General features: G+C 62.7%; 23 protein-coding genes and 2 pseudogenes. 18 read left to right on the top strand and 7 right to left on the bottom strand.

From position 1 onward, the window contains the following. The first annotated feature begins 8 nt into the window (after positions 1 to 8). Both CIT26_RS32305 and CIT26_RS32300 read left to right on the top strand, forming a co-directional pair. A complete protein-coding gene (locus CIT26_RS32305; RefSeq protein ID WP_167391628.1) occupies positions 9 to 869 on the top strand; it encodes an ABC transporter permease in 861 nt (286 codons plus the stop codon). After that, positions 869 to 1,498, top strand: coding sequence for a hypothetical protein (locus CIT26_RS32300; RefSeq protein WP_095496333.1), 630 nt, complete (start codon positions 869 to 871; stop codon positions 1,496 to 1,498). Before CIT26_RS32305 ends, CIT26_RS32300 begins: the two co-directional genes overlap by 1 nt. Positions 1,499 to 1,525: 27 nt before the next feature. Here the strand turns inward: CIT26_RS32300 and CIT26_RS32295 are convergent, their stop codons facing one another. The 4 genes and pseudogenes from CIT26_RS32295 to CIT26_RS32280 form a co-directional block, all read right to left on the bottom strand. Further along, on the bottom strand, positions 1,526 to 1,726 hold the full coding sequence (locus tag CIT26_RS32295) for a hypothetical protein (RefSeq protein ID WP_095496332.1): 201 nt from the start codon (positions 1,724 to 1,726) through the stop codon (positions 1,526 to 1,528). Between the two features lie 229 nt (positions 1,727 to 1,955). Continuing rightward, positions 1,956 to 2,171: pseudogene (locus CIT26_RS32290) on the bottom strand (LysR family transcriptional regulator); the annotation flags it as partial. Between the two features lie 62 nt (positions 2,172 to 2,233). After that, the gene (fabF, locus tag CIT26_RS32285; protein ID WP_095496331.1) at positions 2,234 to 3,535 is read right to left on the bottom strand and encodes a beta-ketoacyl-ACP synthase II; all 1,302 of its coding nucleotides are present in this window, start codon (positions 3,533 to 3,535) and stop codon (positions 2,234 to 2,236) included. Positions 3,536 to 3,582: 47 nt separating this feature from the next. Then, a complete protein-coding gene (locus tag CIT26_RS32280) occupies positions 3,583 to 4,161 on the bottom strand; it encodes a TetR/AcrR family transcriptional regulator (RefSeq protein ID WP_095496330.1) in 579 nt (192 codons plus the stop codon). Between the two features lie 180 nt (positions 4,162 to 4,341). Between CIT26_RS32280 and CIT26_RS32275 the strand changes: the two genes are divergently transcribed. Beyond that, positions 4,342 to 4,770: a nuclear transport factor 2 family protein gene (locus CIT26_RS32275; RefSeq protein ID WP_095496329.1), complete on the top strand. Its 429-nt coding sequence runs from the start codon at positions 4,342 to 4,344 to the stop codon at positions 4,768 to 4,770. Positions 4,771 to 5,063: 293 nt separating this feature from the next. On the opposite strand, the pseudogene CIT26_RS32270 reads toward CIT26_RS32275, so the two are convergent. Continuing rightward, a pseudogene (locus tag CIT26_RS32270) lies at positions 5,064 to 5,162 on the bottom strand (TetR family transcriptional regulator); the annotation flags it as partial. Positions 5,163 to 5,276: 114 nt separating this feature from the next. Here CIT26_RS32270 and CIT26_RS32265 point away from each other — a divergent pair. Then, positions 5,277 to 5,702 carry a hypothetical protein gene (locus CIT26_RS32265; protein ID WP_167391613.1) on the top strand — a complete coding sequence of 142 codons (426 nt, stop codon included), beginning with the start codon at positions 5,277 to 5,279 and terminating at the stop codon, positions 5,700 to 5,702. A gap of 78 nt (positions 5,703 to 5,780) precedes the next feature. On the opposite strand, the gene CIT26_RS32260 is transcribed toward CIT26_RS32265, so the two are convergent. Beyond that, positions 5,781 to 6,740, bottom strand: a complete 960-nt coding sequence (locus CIT26_RS32260; protein ID WP_095496328.1) for a LysR family transcriptional regulator — start codon at positions 6,738 to 6,740, stop codon at positions 5,781 to 5,783. Positions 6,741 to 6,863: 123 nt separating this feature from the next. On the opposite strand from CIT26_RS32260, the gene CIT26_RS32255 reads away from it, so the two are divergent. From CIT26_RS32255 to gph, 10 genes are all read left to right on the top strand, one after another. Further along, positions 6,864 to 7,910, top strand: coding sequence for a class 1 fructose-bisphosphatase (locus tag CIT26_RS32255; protein ID WP_095496327.1), 1,047 nt, complete (start codon positions 6,864 to 6,866; stop codon positions 7,908 to 7,910). A 5-nt stretch (positions 7,911 to 7,915) separates the two neighbouring features. Then, positions 7,916 to 8,788 (top strand): phosphoribulokinase, encoded by an 873-nt coding sequence (locus CIT26_RS32250; protein WP_095496326.1) that lies wholly within the window; start codon positions 7,916 to 7,918, stop codon positions 8,786 to 8,788. Positions 8,789 to 8,798: 10 nt separating this feature from the next. After that, a complete protein-coding gene (gene tkt / locus CIT26_RS32245) occupies positions 8,799 to 10,820 on the top strand; it encodes a transketolase (protein ID WP_095496325.1) in 2,022 nt (673 codons plus the stop codon). A 30-nt stretch (positions 10,821 to 10,850) separates the two neighbouring features. After that, positions 10,851 to 11,930 (top strand): class II fructose-bisphosphate aldolase, encoded by a 1,080-nt coding sequence (gene fba / locus CIT26_RS32240; protein WP_095496324.1) that lies wholly within the window; start codon positions 10,851 to 10,853, stop codon positions 11,928 to 11,930. Between the two features lie 21 nt (positions 11,931 to 11,951). After that, positions 11,952 to 13,445, top strand: a complete 1,494-nt coding sequence (locus CIT26_RS32235; protein ID WP_095496323.1) for a ribulose-bisphosphate carboxylase large subunit — start codon at positions 11,952 to 11,954, stop codon at positions 13,443 to 13,445. Positions 13,446 to 13,463: 18 nt separating this feature from the next. Further along, entirely contained in the window at positions 13,464 to 13,898 is a 435-nt protein-coding gene (locus tag CIT26_RS32230) for a ribulose bisphosphate carboxylase small subunit (protein WP_095496322.1), read from the top strand. An 8-nt stretch (positions 13,899 to 13,906) separates the two neighbouring features. Beyond that, positions 13,907 to 14,845: a CbbX protein gene (gene cbbX / locus CIT26_RS32225; RefSeq protein WP_095496321.1), complete on the top strand. Its 939-nt coding sequence runs from the start codon at positions 13,907 to 13,909 to the stop codon at positions 14,843 to 14,845. 63 nt (positions 14,846 to 14,908) lie between these two features. Next, positions 14,909 to 15,595, top strand: a complete 687-nt coding sequence (rpe, locus tag CIT26_RS32220) for a ribulose-phosphate 3-epimerase (RefSeq protein WP_095496320.1) — start codon at positions 14,909 to 14,911, stop codon at positions 15,593 to 15,595. 40 nt (positions 15,596 to 15,635) lie between these two features. After that, entirely contained in the window at positions 15,636 to 16,193 is a 558-nt protein-coding gene (locus tag CIT26_RS32215; protein ID WP_095496319.1) for a thioredoxin family protein, read from the top strand. Continuing rightward, positions 16,190 to 16,891, top strand: a complete 702-nt coding sequence (gph, locus tag CIT26_RS32210) for a phosphoglycolate phosphatase (RefSeq protein WP_095496318.1) — start codon at positions 16,190 to 16,192, stop codon at positions 16,889 to 16,891. Before CIT26_RS32215 ends, gph begins: the two co-directional genes overlap by 4 nt. Positions 16,892 to 17,051: 160 nt before the next feature. Here gph and CIT26_RS32205 read toward each other — a convergent pair whose 3' ends face one another. Beyond that, the gene (locus CIT26_RS32205) at positions 17,052 to 17,432 is read right to left on the bottom strand and encodes a c-type cytochrome (protein WP_095496317.1); all 381 of its coding nucleotides are present in this window, start codon (positions 17,430 to 17,432) and stop codon (positions 17,052 to 17,054) included. Between the two features lie 620 nt (positions 17,433 to 18,052). Here CIT26_RS32205 and CIT26_RS32200 point away from each other — a divergent pair. The 4 genes from CIT26_RS32200 to CIT26_RS32185 are packed head-to-tail and all read left to right on the top strand — an operon-like array spanning position 18,053 to position 20,839. Next, positions 18,053 to 18,262, top strand: a complete 210-nt coding sequence (locus CIT26_RS32200) for a hypothetical protein (protein ID WP_095496316.1) — start codon at positions 18,053 to 18,055, stop codon at positions 18,260 to 18,262. A 39-nt stretch (positions 18,263 to 18,301) separates the two neighbouring features. Next, on the top strand, positions 18,302 to 19,306 hold the full coding sequence (locus CIT26_RS32195) for an ABC transporter substrate-binding protein (RefSeq protein ID WP_095496315.1): 1,005 nt from the start codon (positions 18,302 to 18,304) through the stop codon (positions 19,304 to 19,306). Continuing rightward, positions 19,303 to 20,130, top strand: a complete 828-nt coding sequence (locus CIT26_RS32190; RefSeq protein WP_095496314.1) for an ABC transporter permease — start codon at positions 19,303 to 19,305, stop codon at positions 20,128 to 20,130. Before CIT26_RS32195 ends, CIT26_RS32190 begins: the two co-directional genes overlap by 4 nt. Continuing rightward, on the top strand, positions 20,099 to 20,839 hold the full coding sequence (locus CIT26_RS32185; RefSeq protein ID WP_095496313.1) for an ABC transporter ATP-binding protein: 741 nt from the start codon (positions 20,099 to 20,101) through the stop codon (positions 20,837 to 20,839). Before CIT26_RS32190 ends, CIT26_RS32185 begins: the two co-directional genes overlap by 32 nt. Positions 20,840 to 20,869: the final 30 nt, after the last annotated feature.

Here is a 20,869-nt window from a genome sequence, read left to right as displayed (position 1 = left end):
CTCCCACAATGCCCGAAAAAGTCGCCGGCATCGTGCCGGAGAAGTTCGAAAAATTCGGCCTCCGCCACTATCTCATTTGCCTCAAGGGCGTCGTCCTGCGGGAGTGCCTGCGCTTCCTGCACCAGCGCGAGCGCTTCATATCCTCGCTGGTTCGGCCGCTCATCTGGCTGTTCATTTTTGCCGCCGGATTCCGGCAGGTGCTCGGTGTATCGATCATCCCGCCCTACAAGACCTACGTGCTCTATGAGGTCTACATCACGCCGGGTTTGTGCGGCATGATCCTGCTGTTCTCGGGCATGCAGTCTTCGCTGTCGATGGTCTATGACCGCGAGATGGGCAACATGCGCACCCTGCTGGTCAGCCCCTTCCCGCGCTGGTTCCTGCTGGTGTCGAAGATGCTCGCCGGCGTCTCCGTATCGATCGCGCAGGTCTACGCGTTCCTGATCGTTGCCTGGTTCTGGGGCGTCAAGGCGCCGCCGATCGGCTATCTCATGGTGCTGCCGGCGCTGTTCCTGTCGGGCATGATGCTTTGCGCGCTCGGCATGCTTTTGTCCTCGATGATCAAGCAGCTCGAAAATTTCGCCGGCATCATGAACTTCGTCATCTTTCCCGGCTATTTCGCCTCTCCCGCGCTCTATCCCTTGTGGCGCATCCAGGAGGCGAGCCCGCTGCTTTACAAAATCTGCCTCGCCAATCCGTTCACCTATGCCGTCGAACTGATCCGCTTCGCCTTTTACGGCCAGATCAACTGGCTGTCGCTGGGCGTCGTTGCCGGCTGCACGCTGCTGTTCCTTGCCGCCGCCATCATCGCCTACGACCCTTCGCGCGGCATGATGACCCGCAAACAGGACACGGGAGGAAATGCCTGATGGCACGAATGAGGCTTGTTCGCAGCCTGGCTGTGGTTGCCATGCTCGCGCCGGGCGTGAACGCCATGGCGGCGAACACCGATCCTGACTGGCCTTGCATACAGCGCAAGGTGCCGCAACTCTCGCTCGGCCAGATCTGGAACGGGCCGGAGCTGCCGCCAGCGGCGAAGGACTTGTCGAAAGACCCCGGTATCTCCGCCCTGGTCGAGGAGGTGGCAGCCCGGCGGATACCGATTGCCGAAGCCCAAAAGAAGATCAAGGATTTCGCCGCCTCGCTGCCGGCCGAGCAGCTTGCGCCGAAGATGGCGATGCTGGTGCAAGGCATGTTCGATCACATGGACGCCGAGCGTTCTCACGTGATCTCAGGCATTTCCCGTTACGCCCACAAGCAGCTCGAAATGGCCGCCGCCTTGCGCAAGGAAGCGTCCGACGTCGATGCGTTGCGGGCAAAGCCCGATGCAGATCCAAACGAGATCGAACGGCGAACCGAACAGCTGAAATTCGCAACGCGAATTTTCAATGAACGCGTCCAATCACTGACTTACGTCTGTGAAGTGCCGACGATCATCGAGCAGCGGCTTTATCAATTGTCCAAGGCCGTTTCGGAAACGCTCGCCGCGAAGAAGTAGAACCTCATTCGATCTTCGCGGCGGATCTCACGATCCCCGGCCGGGCAGCACGCGCCAGCGCTGCACGAAATAACCGGGATGCGTCTCGATCCACTGGGCGACCAGCGGCTGCGCCTGCATGAAGGCGGTCCCGGGATTCATTGCCAGGCCGTCCACCATCTGTTCGCGTTGTTCACAGCTCTGCGGCACATCCGTCAGGCAGACCATCATAACCAGCGTGTAAAGCATTACCCCTTGTCCCCATCGAATCCCGAACCCCATGCCCGGGAGGTTTCAGTGATACCGACCAGTCTGCAGGGGTCGCACATACAGATCGCTTACGGGTGTGAAAGGACGTGGCCCCCGCTCTTTCGCACTGCAACATAACATATCGCTTATTTAACGCCAACGATCGCCGGGCGTTCTCCACCCCTTTCGCATCTATCACGCACGATCTTTGGCGTTCGCCCGTCCAATGTCATCCCGCTCTGGTGTGCGGATAGAGCTTGCCGAACAGGGGCAGATACATCGCGCCCTTGCGCATCAGGAAATCGTGGAATGTCGCCATGGCCGGCGAGATCGCGTGATCGCTGCGCATCACTGAAAACCATTGCCGGCGGATCGGCATGCCGACAACGTCGAGGATGACCAGCTGGCCGGCTTCGGTTTCGGCGGCGATGGTGTGGGCAGAGATGGGATCCAGACGGGGGCGCGATCGCAAGCCGGGCTGCCAGGCGGTCAGAGGCAGGGTTTTAATCACCGGCCCCATCCGGTGCTCGCACCGGCGAGCTCGTCCGTCCAGCGCCGGAATAGCGCGCTGGCATTGACGCCTCCGAAGCCGAAGCCGTTGCAGATCGCATAGTCCATTCCCATCGGGCGGGCTTGGTTTGCGACGAAGTCGATCCCGTCGCCGGCTGGATCCGGCGCGCTCAAATTGAGGGTTGGCGGCGCCACCTGATCCCTGAGCGCCAGGATTGCGAAGATGGCTCCAAGCCCGCCGGCGGCTCCGAGCAGGTGTCCCGTCGCGGATTTCGTTGCGCTGACAGCGATGGCGGAATCTGCGCCGAAGAGTGTTTTGATCGCCGCGATTTCCCCGAGATCACCGACCGGCGTGGAGGTCGCGTGCGCATTGAGGTGGCGAACTTCACGCGGCGAAATGCCGGCTTGGGCAATCGCGATCTCCATGGCCCGGCGCGCGCCGTCGCCGTCCTCGGGACCGGAGGTGACGTGATGAGCATCCGCCGTCGTGCCGTAGCCGACGAGCTCGGCGAGCGGTTTCGCACCGCGCGCAAGCGCGTGGCTCAGTTCCTCGATGATCAGGATGCCGGCCCCTTCGCCCATGACGAAGCCGTCCCGCGACATATCGAAGGGGCGCGAGGCTTGAGCCGGCGTTTCGTTGAAGCCGGTGGAAAGGGAGCGAGCCGCGGCAAAACCACCGAGACTGACGATATTCATGCATGCTTCCGTTCCGCCGCACACGGCGATATCGGCTTCATTGGCGCGGATAAGGCGAGCCGCGTCGCCGATCGCCTGAATGCCGGCCGCGCACGCCGTCACCGGTGCGCCGAGTGGCCCCTTGAAGCCATGGCGGATCGAGATGTGGCCTGCTGCGAGGTTCACCAGAAAGGACGGCACCGTAAAAGGCGATAGGCGGCGGACGCCGCGCCGGTCGACCGTGCGCACCGCCTCGGTTATGGCGGGGAACCCGCCGATGCCCGAAGCGATGATCGTGGCCGTGCGCAAGCGATCCGCTTCCGAGACGGGTGTCCATTTCGCTTGGGCGAGTGCCTCTTGTGCAGCGGCGAGCCCGAAGAGGATGAACCGGTCTACCTTGCGCTGGTCCTTCGGCGCGAAGGCGGTATTCGGATCGAAGCCGCCTTCGGGGTCTTCTTCCAGGGAGGGAACCGTCCCGCCAACCTTCGCCGGCAGGTCTCCCACGACATCGTCGGGAAGCCTACGGATACCTGAGCGACCGGCCAGGAGGCGCGACCAGGACGCTTCGACATCGGCAGCAAGGGGCGTGATCGCTCCCATGCCTGTAACGACAATCCGTCGCATCTATTCTCCTATCAATTTGGGTGCGCTGCCAGCGTTGCGCACGCCGTCTAGGCGGCGGCTGCTTCGCGAACCTGTTCGGTCGCCGCGTCCAGAAAGGCCTGGGCAAGGTCCGGGTCGTTGACGGCCCGCGAGAGGAGCACCGCACCGACCATTGTCGAGAGAATGGCCATGGCCTTGCCGTCGGCCTCCTCACCATTGGCCTCGGCAATGAAACGGCCGAGGATTTCGAGATGCTCCTTGATCCCGGCTTCGAACGATGCTTTCACGTCGCTGCCCTGTCTGGCGGCATCCGAACCGAGCGCGACAATCGGGCAGCCGTCCATCTTTTCTCCGCGATGGTCCATACTGAGGTAGAACGCGATCACCGCGCCAAGCGGATCCTCGGATTTTGCCGCAGTCGCGGCCGACCACCGGAGGGTGGCGCTCTCCATCGCCCGCCTGGACGCCTGCGCCGCCAGATCATCCTTGGATGCGAACTGCTTGTAAAACGCGCCCTGGGTCAGCCCGGCAGCCTCCATCAGGTCCTTAAGGCCGATGCCGTCAAAGCCGCGCTCCCGGAAAAGCCGGCTTGCCACATTGATCACGTTTTCGCGGTTTTCCGCAGCCTGAATGCGACTCACACGCATCGTCGACCTCCTTAATTAGCTTGCGTTCGACATCTATAGCAGATATAGAGTGCGAGCGCAATCCAATTTGGTCCCGCCAGTGGGCGCGAGGATCACGGGCATCACACACGGTGCCCTCGATCACGCCATCGAAGGTTTGGAGGAGAGGTCAAATGCTACAGTTATTTTGTCGAGAAATCGATCCGGCAGAGCTTCGACCACGTCAACAAACATCGCTGGGATGAGGCGGTGAAAGCACTCGTGCCGCATGTCCATCACCGCGTTTCCGGCGCCCACGCGCTTGGTGGTGAGCGCCACGACAAAGAAGCCGTGCGCCGCTGGCTTGAGCGCCTCGGCCGCGTCCTGCCCAATCTCCATCTCACGGTCAACCACATCTGGGTGAAGGGCTGGCCGTGGCATACCACCGTGTTTGCCCAGTGGGACGGCACCGCAACGCTGCTCAACGGCGACGCGTCGTACGTCAACCGTGGTCTCCACGTGTTCACCCTGCGGTGGGGCAGAGTCTATGCACTTGAGGAATTTTACGATTCACAAGCAGCGGCCCGCGGTCTTGCCGCCCAAGCGGCAACTGGCCTCGAAGAAGCTGTCGCCGAACCAATTGTGGGCTAGCAGAAGCGCAGTCAGAGGCCCTCTGCGTCACGTGACCGCGGGTGCGCTAGCCCGTGGCCTTCATCGCTTGGCTGGCGGTCGACTCGGCTCGGCAAATGCGTACTTCGCCACCAGCGATGCCTCCCGATCCTCGATTATCAGAATCGACCCGCTGAATTCGCATGGACGCACCTGTGTAGCCCGATATGTGCTCGACGGTGACGCCTCGGGCGCCTCCGTCATTGGCGCGGCCCGTCCATCGCCCGCCTGGACGCCTGCGCCGCCAGGTCGTCCTCGGATGCGAACTGCCTTTAGAAGGCGCCCTGGGTCAGCCCCGCACCCTCCATCAGGTCCCTAAGGCCGATGCCGTCAAAGCCGCGCTCCCGAAAAAGCCGGCTTGCCACATTGATCACGGTTTGACGGTTTTCTGCAGCGACTCACACGCACAATCAATCCATTTTTTAGATTGCATTCGTAATCTAACTTCTGTATAGAGTTCGAACGAAATCTAAAAAAGGAGATACGAGATGATCCGCAGAACCCTGAGCGCCTCAGTTTTGGCCGCGCTGTTTCTTGCCACCCCGGCGTTTGCCGAGGAAGCCACCATAGGACGCCCGATCGAAGGCGGCAGCCTGCACGAGGGACACCTCGACATGGTCGTCTATTACGTCCCTGTCGACGGCGACCGCCTCGAGGTCACTGCCACCTTCGCGCCGAAGATCGGGGGCGATCCGCAGCGCGTCGTCATGGGCCTCGCCGACGGCGACTCCGTGGCCTTTTCGATGCCGGGCCACCGGGGCTCGCTCTACGCGTTCTCGAGGTCCGGCGAGGAAGTGACGGTGTCGTCCGAGACCGACGTGCACCTGCGAGCCGATGCCAATGCACTGACCCGCCTTGCAGACGGCAGCCTGCGTGCTTCTGGCCGAGAGCTCGCGTCCGTGGGGCCGATGTAAAGGTCAAACGCAATTTATTTTGAGCGGCCGACGAGCGGGCATCATTGCCTGAAGCGTTTGCCCTTGGGGCCGCGCGGCCTAACTCGCGCGACCTCTAGTGTTCGGTTCTTCGTGCGGATAGAGCTTGCCGAACAGGGGCAGGTACATCGCGCCTTTGCGCATCAGGAAATCGTGGAACGTCGCCATGGCCGGCGAGATCGCGTGATCGCTGCGCATTACCGAAAACCATTGCCGGCGGATCGGCATACCGACGACGTCGAGGATGACCAGCCGGCCGGCTTCGGTTTCCGCAGCGATGGTGTGGGCAGAGATGAAGGCGATGCCGAGCCCGGCCATCACCGCCTGCTTGATCGTCTCGTTCGATCCCATCTCGACGCCGAGGTCGTCGATGCGGCCGGGCACGTCGCTCAGAAATATCTCCAGCGAGATGCGCGTGCCGGAGCCGGGCTCGCGGATGAGGAAATGCTCTTCGGCGATCCGCTCCTTGGATATCTCGCGCGCCGACGCCAGCGGGTGGTCGGGCGGCGCGATGATGACCAGCGGGTGATCCCCGAACACCGAGGCACGCACCGGGACTTCCTTCGCCGGGCGCCCCATCAGCGCGATGTCGATGTCGTGGTTCTTCAGACTGTCGATCGTTTCGGCGCGGTTGCCGATGGCGAGCCGCATATCGATGTCGGGATGTTCTTTCATGAAGCCGGCCATGAGCCGCGGCGCGAAATATTTGGCGGTGGAAACGACGCCGAGCCTCAAGCTGCCGATACGCACGCCCTTGATCGCATCCATCTTGTCTTCGAGCAGGCGAAGCCGCTCCTCGATGGCTTGCGCCGTCTCGACGAAGGCCAGCCCTGCGGCAGTGGGACGCATGCCGTCCGACGTCCGGTCGAACAAGGCCAGTTGAAACTCCTCCTCGACCTGCCGCAACTGGATCGTCACCGCTGGAGGAGACAGGCCTAACACTTTGGCGGCGCTGACGATTTTTCCGTGGCTGATGATTGCCTGAACGGTCTTGAATTGCTTGAGCGTGAGATTTCTCATATGGCATACTAAAATTTTTTTACTGTGAAAGTAAAGTTATTGAATTTTACTTATCCGGTGGCGTTTGTTCTCATTCCCCCTATCCGGCCGATCCGAGGAGAGGCGGCTGGACGGGAGGTTACGATGCCAGCGGCAACGCTCGACGCTTTTCTGAATTCCTATCTCGGCCCGCCAGACGAACTGCGCTCTGCGGTCGTAGCGACCGTCCGCCAGCTGACGCAGGCCGCCACCAAGATCCGCAACACCATCAATCAGGGGGTGCTCGGCACCGCCTTTGCCGGGACCCGCGGCGCCAATGCCGACGGCGACATCCAGAAGGATCTCGACATCTTCGCCGACGACATCTTCCTCGACGCCATGCGCCACGCTCCGGTCGCGCTCTACGCTTCCGAGGAACTGGAGCAGCCGGTCCTCCTCGACAGGCAAGCGCCTCTCGCCATCGCCATCGACCCGCTCGACGGCTCTTCCAACATCGATACCAACGTGTCGATCGGAACGATCTTCTCGCTCCTCCCTGCAACTGGCGCGCCGGACGGAAATCCGGCCGCCTCTTTTCTGCAGGCAGGCGTGAATCAGCTGGCCGCCGGTTTCTTCATCTATGGCCCGCAGCTGGCGCTGGTACTGTCGCTCGGCAGCGGCACGCATGTCTTCGTTCTCTCGACTAGGCTCGGCACCTTCGTCCAGGCCTATGAGAGCCGGATCATCCCGCAGCGCACCCAGGAGTTCGCCATCAACACCGCCAACTACCGGCATTGGGACGAGGCGGTGCGGCTCTACATCGACGACTGCCTCGAAGGCACGGAAGGCCCACGCGGAAAGGACTTCAACATGCGCTGGATCGCCTCCCTGGTCGCCGACTGCTATCGTATACTGATGCGCGGCGGTGTATTCCTGTATCCAGGCGACAAGCGCAAGGGTTACCGCCAGGGTCGGCTGCGCCTCGTCTATGAGGCCAACCCGATCGCCTTTCTCATCGAACAGGCCGCCGGCGCCGCTACCGACACGATCACCCGCATCCTCGAAATCGAACCCGAGAGCCTGCACCAGCGCGTGCCCATGGTGTTCGGATCGGCGCGGGAAGTCGCGCGCATCACCCGCTACCACATCGAGCCCAGCGCCATCGGCGAGCGTGCGCCGCTGTTCAGCCGCCGCGGCCTGTTCAGGGCCTGAGCACCATGTCGGCGAAGCACCCCATCATCACCATCACCGGGTCGTCGGGCGCAGGCACCACCTCCGTCAAGCGCATCTTCGAGCTGATCTTCCGGCGCGAGAACATCGAGGCCGCCTTTATCGAAGGCGATGCCTTTCACCGCTACGACCGCACCACGATGAAGACAAAGGTGGCCGAGCAGGAGAAGGCGGGCAATCCGAACTTCACCCACTTCAATGCCGAAGCCAACGAACTCGCAATCCTCGAAGAGGTGTTTGAGGAATATGGCCGCCGGGGAACCGGAAAGACCCGCACCTACATCCATGACGAGGACGAGGAGAAGCAGTACGGCACGCCGCCGGGACATTTTACCGAATGGCGCGAATTCCCGCCGAGCGACCTGCTCTTCTACGAAGGCCTGCATGGCTGCGTCGTCACAGACAAGATCAACCTGGCCCGGCACGCGGATCTCAAGATCGGCGTGGTGCCGGTCATCAATCTCGAATGGATCCAGAAGATCCACCGCGACCGCGCAACGCGCGGCTATTCAACCGAGGCGGTGATGGACGTGATCCTGCGCCGCATGCCGGACTATGTCCGCTACATCGTCCCGCAATTCTCGCAGACCGCCATCAACTTCCAGCGGGTGCCGATCGTCGACACGTCCAATCCATTCATCGCGCGCTGGATTCCGACGCCCGACGAATCAATGCTGGTCATCCGCTTCGCCAATCCCCGCGGCATCGATTTCCCCTACCTGCTTTCGATGATCCACGACTCGTTCATGTCGCGGCCGAATTCCATAGTGGTGCCAGGCAACAAGCTCGATCTTGCCATGCAGCTGATCCTGACGCCGCTGATCCTGCAATTGATCGAACGCAAGAACCGTGTGTCGTGAGGAGGACGCCATGAACAGCCAAGCAGCAGCCCTGAAGCCCGTCGCCGCCGTCTCGGAACGCGACATGGCGAACGCCATTCGCGCACTGGCGATGGACAGCGTCCAAAAGGCCAATTCCGGTCATCCCGGCATGCCGATGGGCATGGCCGATGTCGCGACGGTGCTGTTCAGCCGCTTCATCAATATCGATCCGTCGGCGCCCAACTGGCCCGATCGCGACCGCTTCGTGCTTTCGGCTGGGCACGGCTCAATGCTGCAATATGCGCTGCATTACCTGCTCGGCTTTGAAGACATGCCGATCGAGGAATTGCAGCGGTTTCGCCAGCTGGGCAGCCGCACCGCCGGACATCCCGAATATGGCCATGCGCTTGGCATCGAGACGACGACCGGCCCGCTTGGACAAGGCATCTCGACCGCCGTCGGCATGGCGCTGGCCGAGCGCATGCTTGCAACCCGCCACGGCGCCGATCTTGTCAACCATTACACCTATGTGATCGCCGGCGATGGCTGCCTGCAGGAAGGCATCAGCCATGAGGCGATCGACCTTGCCGGCCACCTGAAGCTCGCCCGGTTGATCGTCTTCTGGGACGACAATGCGATCTCGATCGACGGACCGACGTCGCTGTCGACATCGATGGACCAGCCGGCACGGTTCGAGGCCGCTGGATGGCATGTCCAGTCGGTGAACGGCCACGATACCGAAGCCGTCGCTGCGGCAATCGAAGCGGCGCAGCAGTCGGATCGGCCGTCCCTGATCGCCTGCCGCACGGTGATCGGCAAGGGCGCGCCCAGTCTGGGCGGTTCGGAAAAGACGCACGGCGCGCCGCTGGGCGATGCCGAGATCGCCGCGACGCGCGAAAACATCGGCTGGGCCTGCGCACCGTTCGAGGTGCCGGACGACATCCTTTTCGCCTGGCGCGAAATTGCCGAGCGCGGGCAAGCGGCGCGGCACGCCTGGGAGCAGCGGCTTGCCGCCTCGCCGCAGCGCCAGGCCTTCGAGCGCGCGGTCGCCGGCACCCTGCCCGACGCGGTCTTCGAAGCGCTCGGCGCTTTCCGCAAGGAGCATGTCGAAAAGGCGACCAAGGTCGCAACGCGAAAAGCCTCCGAAATGGCGCTCGGCGCCATCAACGCCGCAACCGAGCTGACCGTCGGCGGCTCTGCCGATCTGACGCATTCGAACCTGACGATCACCAAGGGCATGGCTCGCATAGCGCCTGACGACTATGCCGGCCGCTACATCCACTACGGCATCCGCGAGCATGGCATGGCCGCAGCCATGAACGGCATCGCGCTGCATGGCGGCTTCGTGCCTTATGGCGGCACGTTCCTGTGCTTCGCCGACTATGCGCGCGGCGCGATGCGGCTCTCGGCGCTCATGGGCCAGCGCGTGATCTATGTGATGACGCATGATTCCATCGGTCTCGGCGAGGACGGCCCGACCCACCAGCCGGTCGAGCACCTGGCGATGCTGCGGGCGACACCGAACCTCAACGTCTTCCGTCCGGCCGACATCATCGAAACGGCGGAGTGCTGGGAACTGGCGCTGAAAAGCGAGAGCCGGCCGAGCGTGCTGGTGCTCTCGCGGCAGAACCTGCCGATGCTGCGCCAGGTACACGGCGAGAAGGCACACAGCGACGAGAACCGGTCCAGCCAGGGCGCCTACATCCTGCGCGAGCCAGCCGAGCACCGCGCCGTGACGCTGATCGCCACCGGCTCGGAGGTCGAGATCGCCGTTGCCGCCGCCGAGCGGCTGGAGACCGAGCACGGCATCGCCGCCGCGGTCGTCTCGATGCCGTGCTGGGAGCTGTTTGAGGAACAGGATGCCGACACCCGCAAGGCCGTCCTCGGCTCAGCGCCGCGCATCGCCGTCGAAGCCGCAGCACGGCTCGGCTGGGACCGCTGGATCGGCGATACCGGCGTGTTCGTCGGCATGGCCGGTTTCGGCGCCAGCGCCCCTGCCCCGGATCTCTACCGGCATTTCGACATCACGCCCGAAGCCGTCGCGGCAGCGGCGCTGAAGCTCATCATCTAGCCCAACTTCCGCAGCTAAGAGGACCCGACAATGGCCCGCATCACCCTTCGCCAGCTTCTCGACCATGCCGCCGAGCATGGTTACGGCGTGCCTGCATTCAACATCAACAACATGGAACAGGGCCTTGCCATCATGGAGGCGGCCAAGGCCTGCGACGCGCCGGTCATCATCCAGGCCTCGCGCGGCGCCCGCTCCTATGCCAACGACATCATGCTGGCCAAGATGATGGAGGCGTTGACCGAAATGCATCCGGCCATTCCGCTCTGCATCCATCAGGACCACGGCAACAACGAAGCCACCTGCCTATCGGCGATCCGCCACGGCTTCACCTCGGTGATGATGGACGGGTCATTGATGGCGGACGCCAAGACGCCGGCGAGCTACGACTACAACGTCGCTATCACCGAACGTGTCGCACGCATGGCGCATTGGGTCGGCGCTTCCGTCGAAGGCGAGCTCGGCGTGCTCGGCTCGCTGGAAACCGGCCAGGGCGAGGCCGAGGACGGCCACGGCGCCGAAGGCGCGCTGTCCCACGACCAGCTTTTGACCGATCCCGATCAGGCGGTCGACTTCGTCACCGCCACCCGGGTCGACGCGCTGGCGATCGCCTGCGGCACCTCGCACGGCGCCTACAAATTCAGCCGCAAGCCGGACGGCGGCATCCTGGCCATGCAGGTAATCGAGGCGATCCACGAAAAGCTGCCCAACACGCATCTGGTCATGCATGGCTCTTCCTCGGTGCCGCAGGAGCTGCAGGACATCATCAACAAATATGGCGGCGAGATGCCCCAGACTTTTGGCGTACCGGTCGAGGAGATCGAGCGCGGCATCCGCTACGGCGTGCGCAAGGTCAACATCGACACCGATTGCCGCATGGCCATGGCCGGGCAGTTCCGCCGCGTCGCGACGGAGGACCCACGCGAATTCGATCCGCGCAAATTCCTGAAACCCGCCATGGACGCCCTGCGCGATCTTTGCCGCGATCGCTTTGAACGCTTCGGCACGGCGGGCAACGCCTCGAAGATCAGGGTCATCGCCATGGACGAGATGGCGAAACGTTACGCCGCGGGAAAACTCGACCCGCAAATCGCAACCGCGAAAGCCGCCTGAGCGGCAAACAGGAGACCTGTCATGAACAAGATCGACATGCCGTCAGCAGGCACGCTCAAGGAAGGCAAGGAACGCTACAAGTCGGGCGTCATCCCCTACAAGAAGATGGGCTATTGGGAGCCGGACTACCGGCCCAAGGAGACCGACCTGATCGCCATGTTTCGGATCACGCCGCAGCCCGGCGTCGACCACGAGGAGGCGGCCGCCGCCATCGCCGGTGAATCCTCTACAGCGACATGGACCGTGGTGTGGACCGACAGACTGACCGCCTGCGAGCTCTACCGCGCCAAGGCGTTCAAATCCGAGCCGGTGCCGAACACAGGTCCCGGCACCAAGACCGAGCAGCAGTACTTCGCCTATATCGCCTACGACCTCGACCTGTTCGAGCCGGGCTCAATCGCCAACCTGACTGCATCGATCATCGGCAACGTGTTCGGCTTCAAGGCAGTCAAGGCCTTGCGGCTCGAGGACATGCGCATCCCGGTGGCTTACCTCAAAACCTTCCAGGGCCCGGCGACCGGCATCGTGGTGGAACGCGAGCGGCTCGACAAGTTCGGCCGGCCGCTGCTCGGCGCGACGACGAAGCCGAAGCTTGGCCTGTCAGGCCGCAACTACGGCCGCGTCGTCTACGAGGCGTTGAAGGGTGGCCTCGACTTCGTCAAGGACGACGAGAACATCAACTCGCAGCCATTCATGCACTGGCGCGACCGGTTCCTCTACTGCATGGAGGCTGTGAACAAGGCGTCAGCCGCCACCGGCGAAGTCAAGGGCCATTATCTCAACGTCACCGCCGGCACGATGGAGGAGATGTATGAGCGCGCCGAATTCGCAAAACAGCTTGGCTCCTGCATCGTCATGATCGACCTCGTCATTGGCTACACGGCGATCCAGTCGATGGCCAAGTGGGCACGCCGCAACGACATGATCCTGCACCTGCACCGCGCCGGCAACTCGACCTATTCGCGCCAGAAGAACCACGGCATGAATTTTCGCGTCATCTGCAAATGGATGCGGATGGCCGGCGTCGATCACATCCATGCCGGCACGGTGGTCGGCAAGCTGGAAGGCGACCCGCTGATGATCAAGGGGTTTTATGACACGCTGCGCGAGGAGCGCACGCCGCAGAACCTCGAAACCGGGCTGTTCTTCGATCAGGACTGGGCCTCGCTCAACAAGGTGATGCCCGTCGCCTCGGGTGGCATCCATGCCGGCCAGATGCACCAGCTGATCCATTATCTCGGCGAGGACGTCGTCCTGCAGTTCGGCGGCGGCACGATCGGCCATCCGGACGGCATCCAGGCCGGCGCGACGGCCAATCGCGTCGCGTTGGAGGCGATGATCCTCGCCCGCAACGAGGGCCGCGACTATCTGCGCGAAGGGACCAAAATCCTCGAACAGGCGGCCAGATGGTGCACGCCGCTGAAAGCGGCCCTGGAGACCTGGAAGGACGTCACCTTCAACTACGAATCGACCGACACGGCCGACTTCGTGCCAACCGCAACGCCCAGCTTCTAGACGAAAGGAACCGTCGCCATGATGACCAATCCGGGAAACAAGGTCACGCAGGGACAGTTTTCGTTCCTCCCCGACCTGACCGATGAGCAGATTTCGGCGCAGATCAAATATGCGCTGAAAAACCACTGGGCGGTCAGCGTCGAATACACGGACGATCCGCATCCGCGAAACACCTATTGGGAAATGTACGGCAACCCGATGTTCGACCTGAAGGACCCGGCGGGCATCCTGCTTGAAGTCAACAGTTGCCGGAATGCCTTGCCCAACATGTATGTCCGGGTCACCGCCTTCGATTCGACCAAGGGCTGGGAAGCGCCGCGCATGTCGTTCATCGTCAACCGGCCGCCCAACGAACCCGGGTTCCGGCTGCTGCGCCAGGAGCGCGACGGCCGCAGCCAGGGCTATTCGATCGTGCCTTATGCGACCGACAGGCCCGAAGGAGAGCGGAGCTAGCCGAAACCATGCTGGACGCGATAGCAAAGGGCACTGCCGCGCAGGACGAATCGGTTGATCTGCAGGCCGAGTTCGAGGCGTCTAACATCGACGAGGTGATGGACAAGCTCGACCGCGAACTCGTTGGCCTGAAGCCCATCAAGAACCGCATCCGCGAGATCGCGGCTCTCCTCCTGGTCGACCGGCTTCGCCGCAAGTTCGGCCTGACCTCGGGCGCGCCGACGCTGCACATGAACTTTACGGGAAATCCTGGTACCGGAAAGACCACCGTGGCGCTGAGGATGGCCGAAATCCTGCATCGTCTCGGCTATGTCCGCGAAGGGCACATGGTCGCGGTGACGCGAGACGATCTCGTCGGCCAGTATGTCGGTCACACCGCGCCCAAAACTCGCGAAGTGATCAAGCGCGCCATGGGCGGGGTGCTTTTCATCGACGAGGCCTACTATCTCTACAAGCCCGAGAACGAACGCGACTACGGCCAGGAATCGATCGAAATCCTGCTGCAATGCATGGAAAACAACCGTGACGATCTGGTTGTGATTCTTGCCGGCTACAAGAACAAGATGGACCGCTTCTTCGACAGCAATCCCGGCATGCGCTCGCGCATCGCCCACCACCTCGATTTTCCCGACTACGGCGTCGGCGAACTCAAATCGATCGCCGAGATCATGCTGGCGGAACAGAATTACCGTCTCAGCGATGCGGCGGCCAAGGCGCTCGAAGAGTATCTCCCGATCCGCATGCGGCTGCCGCATTTCTCCAACGCTCGCTCGGTCCGCAATGGGCTCGACCGGGCGCGGCTTCGCCAGGCCAACCGGCTTTTCGCGTCGCGCGACCGGGCGTTGACGAAAACCGACCTTATCACCATTGAAGAATCCGATATTCGCGGCAGCCGCGTGTTCGCGGAAGGTAAGCTCGAAGGCGAACCGGAGACGAAGGCGCGCTGACAAGATCACGCCGGTTGGTGGTGCAACGACCGGAAACGGAAGACAGGATGGGAGCCGACGACCATGAGTACTAAGACAATCATTGCGCCCTCGGTGCTTTCTGCGGATTTCTCGCGGCTCGGCGACGAGGTCGAAGCGGTCGTCCGGGCGGGTGCCGACTGGATCCATCTCGACGTGATGGACGGCCATTTCGTGCCCAACATCACCTTCGGTCCGCCGGTGATCAAGGCGATCCGTGACCGAACGGACAAGATCTTCGATTGCCACCTGATGATCGCGCCGGCCGACGCCTATCTCGCCGGCTTCGCCGATGCCGGCTGCGACATCATCACCGTGCATGCCGAGGCCGGGCCGCATCTCGACCGTTCGCTGCAGGCGATCAGGAATCTCGGCAAGAAGGCCGGCGTGTCGCTGAACCCGTCGACGCCGGAAAGCGTCATCGAGTATGTGCTCGACCGGCTCGATCTGGTGCTTCTGATGACCGTCAATCCGGGTTTCGGCGGCCAGGTGTTCATTCCGGCTGTGGTCGACAAGGTCAGGCGGGTCAAGGCACTGATCGGCAACCGCCCGATCGACATCGAGATCGACGGCGGCGTCACGCCCGAGACCGCTCCGCTGGTCACCGCGGCCGGCGCCAATGTGCTGGTCGCCGGCTCGGCCATCTTCAAGGGCGGCACCGAGGCTGCCTATCGCGCCAATATCGGCGCCATCAGACAGGCAGCCGACGGGGCGATCCGGAAAGCCGCGTAAACCGTCTCATCGGAGATCAAACATTTCATCGGAGGAAATCTTGGCGGCAATCCCACCTGTCTGCGATTTCGGCTGGCAAGCCATCGATGCCGTTTTGCCCTGCGTCGACGGCAAATCGCATTCGATCTTCAGCCACGCCGGCCCGAACGGGCTGGTCGTAGCCTTCATCTGCAACCACTGCCCCTATGTGAAGGCGGTGATTTCACGCATAGTCCGCGATGCCAACGACCTCAAGCCCGAAGGCATCGGCTTTGTCGCGATCAATTCCAACGATGCCGACGCCTATCCCGATGATTCCTTCGACAACATGAAGCTCTTCGCCAGGACGAACGGCTTCACTTTCCCCTACCTCCACGACGAGCGCCAGACCGTGGCGCGTGCCTATGGAGCCGTTTGCACTCCGGATTTCTTCGGACTCAACAGCGAGCTGACGCTGCAATATCGCGGCCGGCTGGACGCGGCGCGACGCGACGCCGGACCGCCCGGGCTGAGGCGCGACCTGTTCGAGGCGATGAGGCAAATTGCCCGGACCGGCGACGGGCCGCTCGACCAGATCGCTTCGATCGGCTGCTCGATCAAGTGGAAGGACGCCGCATGAACGTCGGCATGAGTAGGCCGTTTCGATCGTCGAAAGCGATCCTGTTCGACCTCGACGGCACGCTGGTCGATTCGGCGCCTGATATAACGGCCGCAGTCAACGAGTTGCTGGCCAGCCGCGAGCTGCCGCCGCTGCGCCTGGATCAGGTCAAGGCGATGATCGGCGGCGGCGTCAGGAAACTGGTCGAGCGAGCCTTCGCGGCTTCCGGTGCGCCGCTCCTCGGCAGCGCGCTCGACGAGGCCAATCGCGCCATGGCGCCGATCTACCGCAGACATCTCACCGGCCTGACAAGGCTGATGCCTGGCGTCAGGGAGGTTCTCACCCACTTCCATTTGAGCGGAATAGCCATGGGCGTGGTGACCAACAAGCCGCAGCTGGCGGCTCGCGAAATCCTGCTGCATTTTGGGCTGACGGAACATCTCGGCGCGATCGTCGGCGGAGACGCGGTGACATCCTTGAAGCCGGCGCCCGACGCTCTGCTGCTGGCGCTCGACCAGCTTCAGGTCGAACCTCGCGACACGCTGATGGTCGGAGACAGCGGCGCCGACGTGGTCGCCGCCCGCGCCGCCGGAATGCCCGTCATTCTGCTGCGCGGCGGCTACACCCAAATTGCCGTTGAAGAGCTTGGCGCCGACCTCGTTTGCGACGGCTTGCTCGACCTGCCTTCCGCCATGCGGAGGCTGCAAGACGCCGCTTGACCGGCGGCGCCAACCACCAGGGTGGGGCGCCGGCCGAACGCAGTTTCGAACGGCCGGCGAAGTCGGGTTACTTCCCGCGGAAGAACCGGGCTACTTCCTGCGGAAGAACCGGGTTACTTCCTGTGGAAGAGCCAGGTTACTTCCTTGCGGAAGAACCGGGTCATTTGGAGAATTGCTTCAGATAGGCGATGACGTTGGCGAGATCCTCGTCCTTCTTGAGACCGGGAAACGCCATCTTCCCGCCTTTGATCATGGCTTTGGGATCGCGAAGGTAATTCGTCAGCGTGGCGTCGTCCCATTTGACGCCGGATTTACCGGCCTCGGTCATGGCTTTAGAATATTTGAACCCCGGATGCGTGCCGGCCGTTCGGCCGATGACGCCGCTCAATGACGGACCGACCTTGTTCTGGTCCTTGTCCACGACGTGACAGACCTTGCATTTGGCGAAGACCTTCTCACCCGCGGCGGCATCCTGTGCCTGCGATTGGTTTGTGATGAACGTCGCAACGGACACGACGGCGAAAAATGCGATTGCACGCATGGCATTTCCTCATTGATCGTCAAGGTGCCCTGGACGATTTGCGCACGCCGTTGTTTTGACCATCGGCATGCGTCGTTTTATGGCAGAGCGACAGCTTCTCCCCGGTGGAGTTGCGGCGCCTGCCTCCTGGAAGCTACCCGGCAGATGAGCGATGTCAACCATGCAGAGGTTCAGAGAGCTGCACGGCACACCTTAACATTCCTGAGTAGGCGCCATCGGCGAGGCTGCTGGTTTCGCCACTTGGAGGGAGATCGACTGTCGCTTTGGCTTTCGCCAACCGCCAACGCTGGGACGCAGGGCGATGAGGCGCGGTGCAAACCGAAGCGAATGCCCTGGTTTCGAGCTCGCGATTCGTTTGTGACGGCATTTATGCTATCGATTTCGGCATGGTGCTGATTTGCGCCAACGACCCGCCGCCGAGGCGGGTTTTTTGTTTCAGGTTCCGGCGCCCCCCTATCCATTCGCCTTTGTTGACGGCCATCGGGCGAACGCGTAGCCTCAAACCATTCCGGTTTTCCATGGGCACCTCGGGACTCCGGCAGCTGGCGATTTTGTCCAGGCTCGCAGATCGGGCCGGATTTCGCCGAAGCGGGCGTCTTCAAGCGCGCAAGAGGTGCTGAATGGATATGGTCGACCTCATATTGACGGTTTGCCTGATTGCCAATCCGAGCAATTGCCAAGACGAACATCTCTATTTCGAGAGCCGCGGCTCTCTGTTCCAATGTATGATGCTGGCACCCAGCGAAATCGCGAAATGGTCGCAGCAACACCCGACCCTCACGGTCAAGCGCTGGAAATGCGCTTTCCCGAACAAGGACCGTGCGATCTGATCGGCGCCCCGGCTTATTACCGCTCTGGGAGGAGACATCATGATGATTTCGCGTCGAGCAACGCTCCGGCTGGCGGCTCTTGGAACAGCCGCGGCTCTTGTCTCAAGGCCGTCCTTCGCCACGGCCCCCTCCTTCGCCACGACAAGGGTTCGCATTGGTGTGCTGAAGTTCGGCACCGTAAGCTGGGCGCTTGACACCATGAAACAACACAAGTTCGACGCAGCCAACGCTATCGATCTGGAGATCATCGATTTCGCCGGCGAGGATGCAACCAACGTCGCCATGCTGGCCGGCGCGATCGACATGATCGTCTCCGACTGGCTGTGGGTCTCGCGCCAGCGCTCGGAAGGCGTCGATCTCACACTGGTCCCCTATTCGACCGCCGTCGGGGCGATCATGGCGAAGGAGGGGGCGCCGATCCGGACGATCACCGATCTCAAGGGAAAAAAGATCGGCGTCGCCGGCGGGCCTCTCGATAAAAGCTGGCTGCTGATCCAGGCGCTGGCCAGACGCGATCACGGCCTCGACCTGCCCGCAATCAGCGACATCGTCTTTGGCGCGCCGCCGCTGATTTCGGAAAAGGCGATGCAAGGCGAACTCGATGCGGTGCTCAATTTCTGGCATTTTTGCGCCCGCCTCGAGGCCAACGGTTTTCGTCGGCTGATCGGCGCCGATGATGCGGCGAAAGCGCTCGGCGCCTCGGGCGCCGTGTCGGCGCTCGGCTATGTCTTTCATGACAAATGGGCGAACGAAAATCCGGACGCCGTCAGGGGCTTCATCAAGGCTTCGGCGCAGGCCAAGGACTTGCTGGCCAGATCCGATGACGAGTGGCTGCGCCTTGCGCCGATTATCCGCGCACAAGGCCAAGAATTGGCCAAACTGCGTGACCGCTATCGCGAGGGCATTCCCAGACGCCCCGTCGCCGAGGATGCGGCCGACGCGGGCAGGCTCTACCGCGTGCTCGCCGAGATCGGCGGCGACAAGCTGGTCGGCCGCGCGCCCGAGATGGCGCCCGGCACGTTCTGGCAGGAGCTGCCGAAATGACCGCACCTGACACCGGCGATCGCCCGCCTGGCGCTGCGGCCGACATCTCCAGCCAATCCGGCCTTGCAGCGGCGCTGACACCCGTGCTGACGGTCGCGGTCTCTCTGCTCGGGCTTTGCCTGCTGTGGGGCTTTGCGGCCAATGCCTGGCCGAGCCGTGCCTTTCCAGGGCCGGGACAGGTCGGGCAGGTGCTGCTCGCCGAGGCGGCGAACGGTGACCTTTTCTACCATCTCGGCGCGACACTCGGCCGGGTTGCCGCGGCATATGTCGTCGCGATGGTCGTTGGCTCGGTCATCGGCGTTCTCCTCGGCAGCCACCGCAGCGCAGACCGGTTCTTCAGTCCCTGGCTCGTCCTGTTTCTCAACATTCCCGCGCTGGTGGTCATCGTGCTCGCCTACATCTGGTTCGGCCTCAACGAGGCGGCGGCGATTGGCGCAGTTGCCGTCAACAAGATCCCCAATGTCGTGGTGACGATGCGCGAAGGCGCCAGGGCGCTTGATCCGAGTTACGCCGAAATGGCCGCCGTCTACCGCTTCGGTCCCCTCGAACGCATCCGCCACGTCCTGCTGCCGCAGTTGCAGCCCTATCTTGCCGCCGCCTCACGATCCGGCATCGCCCTCATCTGGAAGATCGTCCTGGTGGTCGAACTGCTCGGCCGCTCCTATGGTGTCGGCTTCCAGATCTATCTCTATTTCCAGCTCTTCGACGTCGCCGCCATTCTTGCCTACACGCTGGCTTTCGTGGCGGTGATGCTTGTCATTGAACTTCTTCTGGTGCAGCCCATTGAACGATATGCAACCCGTTGGCGCCGTCGTCCCGCTTAGGGTCGACATCGCCGAAAAGACCTTCAAGTCCGCGCAAGGCGTCTCGATCACGGCGCTCCAGGACCTTTCCTTCGAGGTCCGGCAAGGCGAATTCGCCTGCTTGCTGGGGCCGTCGGGCTGCGGCAAGACCACGACGCTGCGCATCCTGCTTGGATTGGACAAGGACTTTTCCGGCTCCTTCCAGCTGCCTGAGGGCGGCTCCAACCGGATCGCCGCCGTGTTCCAGGAGCCGACCTTGCTGCCATGGCGGACGGTGGAGCAGAATGTCAGGCTGGCGCTGCCGAAAAGCCTGAGAACGAAGAACCTCGACGGGCTGTTCGACACGCTCGGCCTCGCCAGCATGCGCTCGCTCTATCCGGCGGAGCTTTCGCTCGGCCTTGCGCGCAGGGCAGCACTTGCCAGGGCCTTCGCCACCGAACCGGCGGTGCTTTTCCTGGACGAACCCTTCGCCTCGCTCGACGAACGGACCGCCGAGCGGCTTCGGCACCTGCTTTTGACCGTGTGGTCGGCGCGGCCTACGACCGCCCTGATGGTAACCCACAATCTGCGCGAGGCGCTGATGCTGTCGGACCGCATCATCGTTCTCGCGCAGCGGCCAGCCCATGTGCTCGGCATGTTCGACGTAAGGCTGCCGCGGCACTATCGCAATCCACAGGTGATGAGCGACCTTCTGCGGTCGTTCCACCAAAAATTTCCGGGCGTGGCCTGATCGCCTTGCAATTCGGAATGCATATAGGGG

This window comes from Mesorhizobium temperatum (genome assembly GCF_002284575.1).
Taxonomy (GTDB): domain Bacteria; phylum Pseudomonadota; class Alphaproteobacteria; order Rhizobiales; family Rhizobiaceae; genus Mesorhizobium; species Mesorhizobium temperatum.
This window is presented reverse-complemented; position numbering and strand designations above follow the sequence as displayed.

What these genes read in the sequence shown, in the direction of transcription:
- CIT26_RS32185 (WP_095496313.1), top strand. Translation starts at nt 20,099, where the DNA reads ATGCAACCCGTTGGCGCCGTCGTCCCGCTTAGGGTCGACATCGCCGAA.
- CIT26_RS32230 (WP_095496322.1), top strand. Translation starts at nt 13,464, where the DNA reads ATGATGACCAATCCGGGAAACAAGGTCACGCAGGGACAGTTTTCGTTC.
- CIT26_RS32280 (WP_095496330.1), bottom strand. Translation starts at nt 4,161, where the DNA reads ATGCGTGTGAGTCGCATTCAGGCTGCGGAAAACCGCGAAAACGTGATC.
- CIT26_RS32260 (WP_095496328.1), bottom strand. Translation starts at nt 6,740, where the DNA reads ATGAGAAATCTCACGCTCAAGCAATTCAAGACCGTTCAGGCAATCATC.
- CIT26_RS32205 (WP_095496317.1), bottom strand. Translation starts at nt 17,432, where the DNA reads ATGCGTGCAATCGCATTTTTCGCCGTCGTGTCCGTTGCGACGTTCATC.
- CIT26_RS32295 (WP_095496332.1), bottom strand. Translation starts at nt 1,726, where the DNA reads ATGCTTTACACGCTGGTTATGATGGTCTGCCTGACGGATGTGCCGCAG.
- tkt (WP_095496325.1), top strand. Translation starts at nt 8,799, where the DNA reads ATGAACAGCCAAGCAGCAGCCCTGAAGCCCGTCGCCGCCGTCTCGGAA.
- CIT26_RS32300 (WP_095496333.1), top strand. Translation starts at nt 869, where the DNA reads ATGGCACGAATGAGGCTTGTTCGCAGCCTGGCTGTGGTTGCCATGCTC.
- CIT26_RS32255 (WP_095496327.1), top strand. Translation starts at nt 6,864, where the DNA reads ATGCCAGCGGCAACGCTCGACGCTTTTCTGAATTCCTATCTCGGCCCG.
- fabF (WP_095496331.1), bottom strand. Translation starts at nt 3,535, where the DNA reads ATGCGACGGATTGTCGTTACAGGCATGGGAGCGATCACGCCCCTTGCT.
- rpe (WP_095496320.1), top strand. Translation starts at nt 14,909, where the DNA reads ATGAGTACTAAGACAATCATTGCGCCCTCGGTGCTTTCTGCGGATTTC.
- CIT26_RS32250 (WP_095496326.1), top strand. Translation starts at nt 7,916, where the DNA reads ATGTCGGCGAAGCACCCCATCATCACCATCACCGGGTCGTCGGGCGCA.
- CIT26_RS32305 (WP_167391628.1), top strand. Translation starts at nt 9, where the DNA reads ATGCCCGAAAAAGTCGCCGGCATCGTGCCGGAGAAGTTCGAAAAATTC.
- CIT26_RS32190 (WP_095496314.1), top strand. Translation starts at nt 19,303, where the DNA reads ATGACCGCACCTGACACCGGCGATCGCCCGCCTGGCGCTGCGGCCGAC.
- CIT26_RS32195 (WP_095496315.1), top strand. Translation starts at nt 18,302, where the DNA reads ATGATGATTTCGCGTCGAGCAACGCTCCGGCTGGCGGCTCTTGGAACA.
- gph (WP_095496318.1), top strand. Translation starts at nt 16,190, where the DNA reads ATGAACGTCGGCATGAGTAGGCCGTTTCGATCGTCGAAAGCGATCCTG.
- CIT26_RS32265 (WP_167391613.1), top strand. Translation starts at nt 5,277, where the DNA reads ATGATCCGCAGAACCCTGAGCGCCTCAGTTTTGGCCGCGCTGTTTCTT.
- fba (WP_095496324.1), top strand. Translation starts at nt 10,851, where the DNA reads ATGGCCCGCATCACCCTTCGCCAGCTTCTCGACCATGCCGCCGAGCAT.
- cbbX (WP_095496321.1), top strand. Translation starts at nt 13,907, where the DNA reads ATGCTGGACGCGATAGCAAAGGGCACTGCCGCGCAGGACGAATCGGTT.
- CIT26_RS32200 (WP_095496316.1), top strand. Translation starts at nt 18,053, where the DNA reads ATGGATATGGTCGACCTCATATTGACGGTTTGCCTGATTGCCAATCCG.
- CIT26_RS32235 (WP_095496323.1), top strand. Translation starts at nt 11,952, where the DNA reads ATGAACAAGATCGACATGCCGTCAGCAGGCACGCTCAAGGAAGGCAAG.